The sequence below is a fragment of the Nocardia sp. CNY236 genome, assembly GCF_000482385.1.
Lineage (GTDB): Bacteria > Actinomycetota > Actinomycetes > Mycobacteriales > Mycobacteriaceae > Nocardia.
Window position 1 is genome coordinate 1 of sequence record NZ_AXVD01000058.1, and the last position, 8,882, is coordinate 8,882.

At 63.2% G+C, this 8,882-nt stretch carries 8 protein-coding genes; 5 read left to right on the forward strand and 3 right to left on the reverse strand.

What is annotated here, in order from left to right:
- Together K940_RS29710 and K940_RS0121005 are read left to right on the forward strand one after the other, a co-directional pair.
- Positions 1-244, forward strand: a 244-nt coding sequence (locus K940_RS29710; RefSeq protein ID WP_028479089.1) for an IS256 family transposase, incomplete at its 5' end; no start/stop codon positions are given.
- A 1,021-nt stretch (positions 245-1,265) separates the two neighbouring features.
- Positions 1,266-2,231, forward strand: coding sequence for a tyrosine-type recombinase/integrase (locus tag K940_RS0121005; RefSeq protein WP_028479091.1), 966 nt, complete (start codon positions 1,266-1,268; stop codon positions 2,229-2,231).
- Positions 2,232-2,331: 100 nt separating this feature from the next.
- Here K940_RS0121005 and K940_RS29715 read toward each other — a convergent pair whose 3' ends face one another.
- Both K940_RS29715 and K940_RS0121015 read right to left on the reverse strand, forming a co-directional pair.
- Positions 2,332-3,102: an IS5 family transposase gene (locus tag K940_RS29715; RefSeq protein ID WP_036529660.1), complete on the reverse strand. Its 771-nt coding sequence runs from the start codon at positions 3,100-3,102 to the stop codon at positions 2,332-2,334.
- A gap of 508 nt (positions 3,103-3,610) precedes the next feature.
- On the reverse strand, positions 3,611-4,210 hold the full coding sequence (locus tag K940_RS0121015) for a DUF6302 family protein (protein ID WP_028479092.1): 600 nt from the start codon (positions 4,208-4,210) through the stop codon (positions 3,611-3,613).
- A 523-nt stretch (positions 4,211-4,733) separates the two neighbouring features.
- Here K940_RS0121015 and K940_RS0121020 point away from each other — a divergent pair.
- From K940_RS0121020 to K940_RS0121030, 3 genes are all read left to right on the forward strand, one after another.
- Positions 4,734-5,177 carry a hypothetical protein gene (locus K940_RS0121020; protein ID WP_155981036.1) on the forward strand — a complete coding sequence of 148 codons (444 nt, stop codon included), beginning with the start codon at positions 4,734-4,736 and terminating at the stop codon, positions 5,175-5,177.
- Between the two features lie 258 nt (positions 5,178-5,435).
- Positions 5,436-7,172, forward strand: a complete 1,737-nt coding sequence (locus K940_RS0121025) for a hypothetical protein (RefSeq protein WP_155981037.1) — start codon at positions 5,436-5,438, stop codon at positions 7,170-7,172.
- Between the two features lie 78 nt (positions 7,173-7,250).
- Positions 7,251-7,910, forward strand: a complete 660-nt coding sequence (locus tag K940_RS0121030; RefSeq protein ID WP_155981038.1) for a hypothetical protein — start codon at positions 7,251-7,253, stop codon at positions 7,908-7,910.
- A gap of 743 nt (positions 7,911-8,653) precedes the next feature.
- Here the strand turns inward: K940_RS0121030 and K940_RS0121035 are convergent.
- A partial coding sequence (locus K940_RS0121035) for an ATP-binding protein (protein ID WP_028479096.1) occupies positions 8,654-8,882 on the reverse strand: 229 nt, incomplete at its 5' end.

Genomic DNA, 8,882 nt, shown 5'->3' on the forward strand with positions numbered 1-8,882 from the left:
CCAGATCTGGTCCAACAACCCCCAGGAACGGTTGAACAAGGAAATCCGGCGCCGCACCGACGTCGTCGGCATCTTCCCCGACCGCCAGGCCATCATCCGTCTCGTCGGCGCGGTCCTGGCCGAACAACACGACGAATGGATCGAAGGACGCCGCTACCTCGGCCTCGATGTCCTGACCCGCTCACGCGGGCTCACCGACCCGACCATCGAACAGGAGGAAAACCCCGAAGCGCTCACCGCCTGACCAACAAGGATCACGCGGCGACCGTTCTCTTTACACCACGCATTTGGACTTGACCATCGACACGGATGTCTACCGACTGGTCTGCGCACTCGATGCATCAGCACCCACACGTCCAGTCGGGACGCCCGGTCTGGGCGCACTCGTCTCAGACCTCGCCCGCGTACAAGCCCTCACGGCTCCACAAGATATCCGCTCCCTCGCCGCGCACCGCTACGACACCTACCGCCGAAATCAAGGCCAACACGCCACCACACGTACTCGTGTGGGACGGCGGGCCATCCGCCATCCCCCTCGTCGGCGATAGAGGCTGTCAGCAAGATGTTAGGTTACGACACCGTTGACGGGACGTGGTGCCGCGACTATGTCGACGTCAGTGCTCTGTCCACGGCGCATCTGCTGGACGCAACCCTGCTGGACCTCGAGGTGATCCAGCCAGATCAGCACGAGATCTTCAACCTCCCTTCCGGGCGATCAATCAAGGGTCAACGGCGCCCATGATGATCGCATCCGGGCACCATTGCCGGGGTATAGATCACGTGGCCGCAGGCGCGGCATTCATGAGTAGTGTGACGGCCACTGGCCATGGCGGGACACGATTGAGTCCCAACGAGAACCCGACCTGCGCCAAGATGGTGGCCATCCGGGCAGGCAGTAGGTGCCGGCTGCGCCCAGGTTCCGAGTGATATCTCATACAGACAATCGGGCCGCACTCCGGTGCGGCCGGTACTCAGCCCATACACCAGCGTCTGCTCGGCGTCACTCCCACCGCTATTATTCGAACTCATGTTCGAATAATAGCCTCCACTCACTCGACCAACCGCACATCCACAGCGGCCTCGTATAGGCCGATGCAGGAGCACAAATCAGGGTCGGCCAAACCACTCGACACAGGGCCTTCGTCCACCTCACCGGGAATATTAGCGGCAATTTTCAGCGCACAGCCTGCCGCTAATTCTAATTGGCAGATGTCAGTGCCATCTGCGACGCTACTGGTGAGCAGCACGTTTCGGCACGGAGGTTGATGGTGGACAACACCCAGGATTTGAAGCTCTTTTCGATGGATGCCGCAGCGACCCCGATAACGACCGGATTCGACTATGCACTGCAAGACCGGGACGATCTCGCTGATCGCTCTCGACAGACGTACCTGGAACGGGTCGGGCATTTCATGGCCTGGCTCGACACCCACAACGGCTTCGACGACGCGCTGTTCTCTCCAGCCGGCCGTGACCGGGCGGTCGAGGCTTACCTCACCGCCGCGGTACAAGAGCGTGGGGTTGTCGGGCGCACAGTCAATCTGACTCTCTCAGCACTGGCCGCCTTCTACACGTGGCTAGGGTTCGGTGCACCAACCACACCACGGGCAGCGGTGGCGCCCATAACACCGCGCACCCTCAGTCGTTCAGAGGAACGGGCTCTGCTGTACGCGGCGGCCGAAAAGCGCGGAACACGCGCCTACGCGATGATCGCACTCGTCCTCGATATCGGACTGCGGAAATCGGAGATCACCACCGTGCAGCTGGCGGGCCTGGATCTCGCACACCGGCCAGGACGACTGACCATCGGCCCGACAGGCAGCAGCGACACGCGCTCGGTGCCACTGCAGCCGCGTACCCACACCGCACTCAGAGCCTGGATCACCGAGCGGCGCCGCTGGCTTCGCAACTACCCGCCGCAGACTGCGCTATTCCTCACCGCCCATGCCCCACACCGACCGCTGACACCGCGCACCGTTGACTACGCCATCCGCACAGTCGGTGAAAAGGCCGGTCTCGACATCTCCCCCGGCACGCTTCGAGCTACTGCCGAGCAGCGCATGCTGCACGAGGGTCTATCCTCCAACGAAGTCGCCGCCCGACTCGGACAACAAGCGCCCGACCCCGACCGCATCCGCGCCTTGTGCAACACCACCACACCCCGACCACGCACCCGCCTCGCTCTCACCCACGCCGAACAACTCGTCCTATTCGGCAACATCGTTTCCTAGTCGGGTGCACGTCTGCTCGGCGATCCCGGGACGAAACGTCTCCCTGCCGCCCGCTAGGGAGTGTTTCGAAGTGGTGAGGGTGGGCCGTTCGGGTCCGCCCTCAGTCGTGCCTGAGCCACTGGTTGATCGCAGCGATGTGGACCGTCGCCAGATATCGGACAGCGAGTTTGTCGTAGCGAGTGGCCACCGCTCGATGCTGTTTGAGCTGGTTGATACCACGTTCGACAGCGTTACGGTCCCTGTAGACGAGCGGATCGAACACCGGTGGCCTGCGACCGCCCGAGCCGCGGTTGCGGCGATGTGCGGCTTGGTCCGCTGGAACCGGGATCGTCGCCCGGATCTGGTGTCTGTGCAGCCAGTCCCGATTTCCGCGACTCGAATACGCCTTATCGGCCAGCACCCGGACCGGTCGTGATCGTGGCCGGTCACCACCGATTTTGGGTACCTCGATGCCGTCGAGGACCGCCGTGAACTGGGGACTGTCACCGGCCTGCCCCGGGGTGATCAGCAGCGACAACACCCGGCAGCCCTGTTCGCAGGCCAGATGCAACTTTGTCGACCAGCCGCCCCGAGAGCGGCCCAGACCGTGGTCGTCGGGTTCGCGGGCCAGGCCACCGGGCGGCTCGGCCTGCCCGTCACCGTCGCGGCGTGCGCCGGCGGCATGCTGATGGGTCCGTAGGATCGTCGAGTCCACGCTGACCTGCCACACGATCTTCCCGCGCGAGTCGGCGTAGGCCTGCAACAACTTCAGGATCAACGCCCACACTCCAGCACGCTGCCAGCGCCGGAACAGCCCATACACCGCCAGCCACGACCCATACACCGTCGGGACGTCGCGCCACGGTGATCCAACCCGGGTCCGCCACCCCATCAACTACTTCGAAACACTCTCTAGTGGGGGTGAGGTTCCGCCCGGATAGTGGACACTTTGGACTTCCCCCGGTTTCGCAGGTCATCTTTGACCCAGTTACTCAATAATCCGTCATTGAGGCCCAGTTCCCGGGACTTCGGCAATCGTGCGACCGGAATCGATCACCCGATGCGCTGCCTCGACCTTGTACTCGGCCGTGAACGACCGACGCTTACCAGGAGGCATGAGGACATCCATCCAGCAGGACCACAAGTCCTGCGAAACCGGGGGAAGACCAAGGTGTCCACTATCCGGGGGGGGGGGGACCTCAGGCGTCCCATCGGCGCCGATGCGGCGGATGACACGCCCCAGCCACGACCTCACCAGAACACTGCCGCCGACATCTCGCCGTCACCCGGACGACAGTGCACAGCCCACCGGGGTGATAGTTACGGTAGATGGTGGATTTCCCCACACTGACCTCCGCCGACCACTGGTGTCGACGCTGGCAAGGGGACAGGCACAGCAATTAGGTCGATGTGTTCGCCCTCATCGCCTCGGCGGCAACCTCTGGACCCCATGTCTCGCTGAGGTACTCACGGATCGCAGCGGTGCTGTAGCCATACATCAAGCCATTGGCCACGTCCGCACACGCCCAATCAACGTCCGACGAGGTCTCCCATTCCGGCAAGGGCGCGTCATCGTCGCCCCATTGCAATCGCACCTGGCTAGCGCCCCAACTGTCCATCACCACGCGGGTATTCGGAAATCCGTTGCGGCCCGCTAGATTTCCCATCACTGTGGCCGCCACCTTTCCAGACACCCTGACCGAGCCCGCCTTGCGCTGACCGGTCACAACCGGTACAGCCAGATCGCTGCCGACCGGAACCGCTGAAAGGAGAAGGTCTGGATTGGCCAAACGACTGACGTGATCCCAGTAGCGCTGCTCATCAACGCCACCTAAGCGAAGGGCTTGCCGCAGTATTTCCGAGGCAATCTCGCCGAGGCCTCCATCGGGCGCGCCGAGTGGCTGCAGAATCTGGGCCAGCGTCGGCCCGGAACCATCATTGTCCGGTGCTGCACCTGCATCGACCGAGTCCACCTCACCGAACGCCATGTTCTTGCTCACTCCTCAAGAATACGAGGTAGACCCTTGAGGGGGCCGTCCCGTCGATAGCAGACACCGTCGGTTCCTGCCACCGCGATGCACCAGCAGCTGAGCTGCAGCCCACATCGAACATAACGATCGGGGTCAATCCGCCACATGTCCCGGCGCGGGCATCTCCGCTACCGGCGACGAACTATCTCGGCGGACAACACCTCACTGCAAACGTCCACTGTCCCTCCCGCTGACCCCACACCGGGTTGATCACCCATAGGTAGGTATGCCTCGTCCTACACACGAGGACTCAGACATGGGCGCTCAGACCCGGCCTTGCGTCGCCCACACAGAGCGATGTTGCTGCAGCCGGAAGATTCCGCGAATGGTCGCTACTCGACAGCGTAGTGCTGTCCGATCGCGTCCCACACCGAAATACCCTGCACTGATTGGAGTTCCCGTGACACACAACCAACGACCGATTCCAGAAGCCCCATCCGCTGAGCGGACGCACTTTCGCCTGCACTGCGAGTCGCCAGATACCAGACGCAGCGTGGCACGAAATGAAGGGCGTTGCGACTGGCCATTCTGTGGTTTCCCCGCCACCGTGACTCCCGAGCGCGTCGTCAGCACGATCCGCTCCTATATGGACACCCACCCTGACATCGACCGCATCAGTTTCACTTCGACCGACCGACGCCACGGGTACCCCTTACTCGACGCACACATAGTCAGGGGCCAGGTCGATGTGCGTGTGGCGCCCCTGCACCACGCCACCGCTGAAACCTGCTCCATCGTCGACCACCTGCACAACGCGATCCTCACTGAGCTCACCAGTCGTCCCGCCACAATCACGGTCACGCTCGACAGGGCAGGACTGAAGTTGTGGGCACAGAGTGTCATTGCGCAAGCACCTGCCGACAGCAACGATCTCACACTGGCGCATAGCACGTGGAACCTACTGCACGGCGACCGGACCAGTGATAGCGACACCTGAGCCGCAACATGCAACGCAGCGGCTCTCAGTGTATTTCGGCTCGATGGCCGCAGTGGTCCTCATCGTGGCCAGCGCCATCACCCGTGGCCAGCGCGTGACAGCCAAAAAGCCCTGGTAGTGACCACCGCGTCTCCGCACCAATACCTCAAAGGAGATCAACGATGCACCCCGGAATGTGTCGATAGCGACCGCATCATCGCCCGGCAGTTAGTTCAGTGGCACTGCGCCTCCCTACCAATACTCCAAAGGAGATCAACTATGCGAAACCGCTATCCCAGTCGATGCCGCAATTGCGGGGACATCGTGAACCCAGGCGAGGGCACCGCCGAGCGCGCCGCCGACAGCACATGGGTCGTTGAGCATCCTGATTGCTCCCCGCGGCAACACAATCCCATGGGCGCAGCGACATGGACGATTCGCCTGGGTGAGGGCGCGGGCGGCGGCCCCTCCCGCCCTGGGCGCAGCTTCCGTGCGAATTGGACCTCCGGCGACAATCGTCCCGGCGCTGACGAGGTGCCCGGCGGCCGCACCGATGGGCAGCTGACGTCCGGGATTGTCACCACGGTGACCGCTGGGCAGATCTACTACAACGAGGACGGCTTGAGTTTCGGTGTCGGCGCGGACACAGGCTATGTCTATTGGGCCGAGGTTCGTGCCGCTACCGCAGACGAGGCCGCCCCGATCCTCGATAGCGAGGATCGGTATCAGCGCCGCATGGCGCTCAGCGCGCGCATCGATGCCCTGATCGGGAGTCTTGTCCCCGTCACCAGTGACCGTGAATACCCCGAAACCGCAGCAGGGCTCGATGAGATCACGACACTGCCACAGGTCCCGACCGGCGGGCGCAACGACTATTGCGACCGCATCCACATCGACGAGCCCCGCGAACGGCTCTGGCTGTTGATCAACAATAGCGGGGACGGTGACGATTGGAACCGCAACATCATCCCAGAGCGCATAGTCTGCTGGATGCCCTACACCGCAGATCGGCGGCAGCTCGTCGCCGATCTGCGGGACGAGTACGACATCGAGGACTGGCTCAGGGAGGGGGTCGCACCGGCCGCGGCGCAGGTGCTCGCCGCCGCCGGCTGGTCACCACTCACCCCACCGCTTCAGATCACCGCATTCGACCTCACCACCGCCGACGACGCTGAAACCCTGCTACAACACTCCCCACAGCAGTGGCTCGAGTCCGGCTGGGGCACACGCCCCAGCACTTTCATAGACCCTCACCGGTTCCCACCCAGCCATGCCGCGAGGCTGATGGCTGCGGGCATTGACCAGCGTCGAGCCGACCAGCTCTACCGCGCCGGCCACCACACCGTCGAGGACCTGCTCAGTGCCACACCACCCACGGTGCCCAGCAACGCCACCCGAATTATCCTGCGCAACAAGCGCCATGGCCGGACCATCGAGGCTCAAGTCACCTGTGATCCCGTTCTCGCGCGGGAATACCTCGCCGCCAACCCTGCCCGTTGGGGTGCGGAGATCCACGCCGACACCGATGTGCGCATCGTCCATGCCGAAACAGTCAGCTGGAACAAAGGCTGGGCCGCATGCGATGACGGATCCCTGGTCCTCGCCCCTTGGCTGGAGGTCCTCCACTACGACGAGGCTACAAATACCACCACCCGCCACAGCGCTGAGCAGCCGAAAGCGTTCGCCCGCGCGGCCGCCGAGGCGATCACACTCATGCTGGGAGCCCGGTGGGGCGTCGCACCGGAGCGGTCGCTGTGGCATCCGCTGCGTGCCGCCACCGCCCACTACACCGAGGACATCGACAACCGCACCAGCCGCGGTGGTACCAGCTGGAGTGCTGTCACCTTGACCAAGCACACATTCACCCTGGCCGACAACAGCGTGGTGTGGTGGCAGGTCACCGAGGAAGGTGGAGGCGTATACGGCGGCGAAGGCGACGTGTGGGAATACTACCTGCTGTACACCACTGAAACCGACGCCCGCGAAGCCTATCGCAACCCGACCCGACGCCCCTGACGGTCGATCCCGGCGTCTGCACCCGACCTCAGGAAATACGCGTACCCGCCACGTGCCCTACCTACTAGCGTGAGGGCTGTGACCACACACTGGCATACCGCAACTCTAGGCTTGGCCAATTCGCTGGGTTTGGTACAACCACAGGTATCCAAAGACACCGACTGGGACCGTGCACGCGCCAAGCGCGAACTCGTCCCGCTGATCCGTCGCTACCAGGGCGCTGTCCGCTTCCAAGACGATCACGGCCGAGTGTGGGAGCCGGTGCACTGGTGGATCGAACATGAACCGCTCGAATTTCTGGCCCTCGACGACGGCGCGGTTTTGGTGGCGGTCTTCTCATGTACGGGCGACTGCCAGGCCGCCGCTAGGGCCTTCATTCACGAGACCGTGCCCGACTCGATACCGTCCGAAATCCAGCGCAGCGAGACCGACACCGCCGCTATCCTCGTCGCCGCAATACCAAATCATGTTGAAGGAAAGCGGTATCCGGCTCCGCTACCGCCCGACCTGGCCCCATGGTACGTCTACCCGGCTGACCGCGGCCACTGCATCGCCGGAATCCCCACCCGCCGCATGCCGGCCGGTGACCCAGCCCCAGTCGATCTCGTCATGCTGCTCACCCCAATACCTGTGCGCACCGTGCAACGCCTCGGGTATACGACTCACCGCGGATTCGTCGTCTGTCCTATTGACCCATCACCCTTGGCCACTGTCACCTCCACCGATAACGAATGGTGACCCTGGTGTGACGCTGAGAAAGCGCCAGATCGATTCCGTCCTCAAGCGCCGAGCCCGGAAGTGTCCCCTGTTATGGCGGCCCGGAATAGCCACTCCAAGCGAGGCCTGGCACGCGATATCAGACTGAGCACACCACGTTGACGAGAGGATCAGATCTCCTCCAGTATTGCTGTCATCGACCACATTCCAACTTGACCTTGCAGACCGCGGCCAAGCCAATGTAGCCACGCTAGGCGCGTCCTTGATCGAGGTCGTGCAATCGACCTGGTTGGTGTTCCGCAGCGGCCTCGTCGCAGGAGCGAACGTGCACCACCGCGAACGAAAAGTCAACTCCTTCAACAGTTCCGATGGCCTCTCGCTGTGTTGGGCTATGCCGGACGTCCTATTGGACGATCTCCGGGATGGTCCAGAAGCGGCAACTGATCCCGGTCGAACGGCGGTCAATTCCGTCATCCCCATGCGTGTCAGCGCCCGACTGCCGTGGGCTATGTGCAACACCGAGCGGCCACGCCACCCGTTGGGGCCGATGGATCAGGGCACGCAACCCGCAACAGTTCTTCCAAGTTCACGTGCACGCTGCGCCCCTTTTCTCGGCTCTCACTAGTGACACTCACAACACCAGACGAGGAGTTTAGGACACATGAGGCGGGTGTACCCGCGCTGGCGGGTGTCAATGTCGGTCGAATGTTGACCCAGCCAGTTCGCTGGAATCTTGACCCACCCTGGGTTTTCAGTCGTTGTTTTCAGTCGTTGGTCTTGGCCGCGGGGACGCGGCCGAGGTCTCGGTCTTTGAGGCGGTAGCTGTCTCCTTTCATCGAGATGACTTCAGCGTGGTGGACGAGGCGGTCGATCATCGCGGCCGCGACGACGTCGTCACCGAAGACCTCGCCCCATCGGCCGAAGGGTTTGTTGCTGGTGACGATGAGGCTGGCCCGCTCGTAGCGGGATGACACGAGCTGGAAGAACAGGTTC

Coding starts and splice junctions, on each gene's coding strand:
- K940_RS0121005 (WP_028479091.1), top strand. CDS start 1,266: ATGGTGGACAACACCCAGGATTTGAAGCTCTTTTCGATGGATGCCGCA.
- K940_RS29715 (WP_036529660.1), bottom strand. CDS start 3,102: ATGGGGTGGCGGACCCGGGTTGGATCACCGTGGCGCGACGTCCCGACG.
- K940_RS0121025 (WP_155981037.1), top strand. CDS start 5,436: ATGCGAAACCGCTATCCCAGTCGATGCCGCAATTGCGGGGACATCGTG.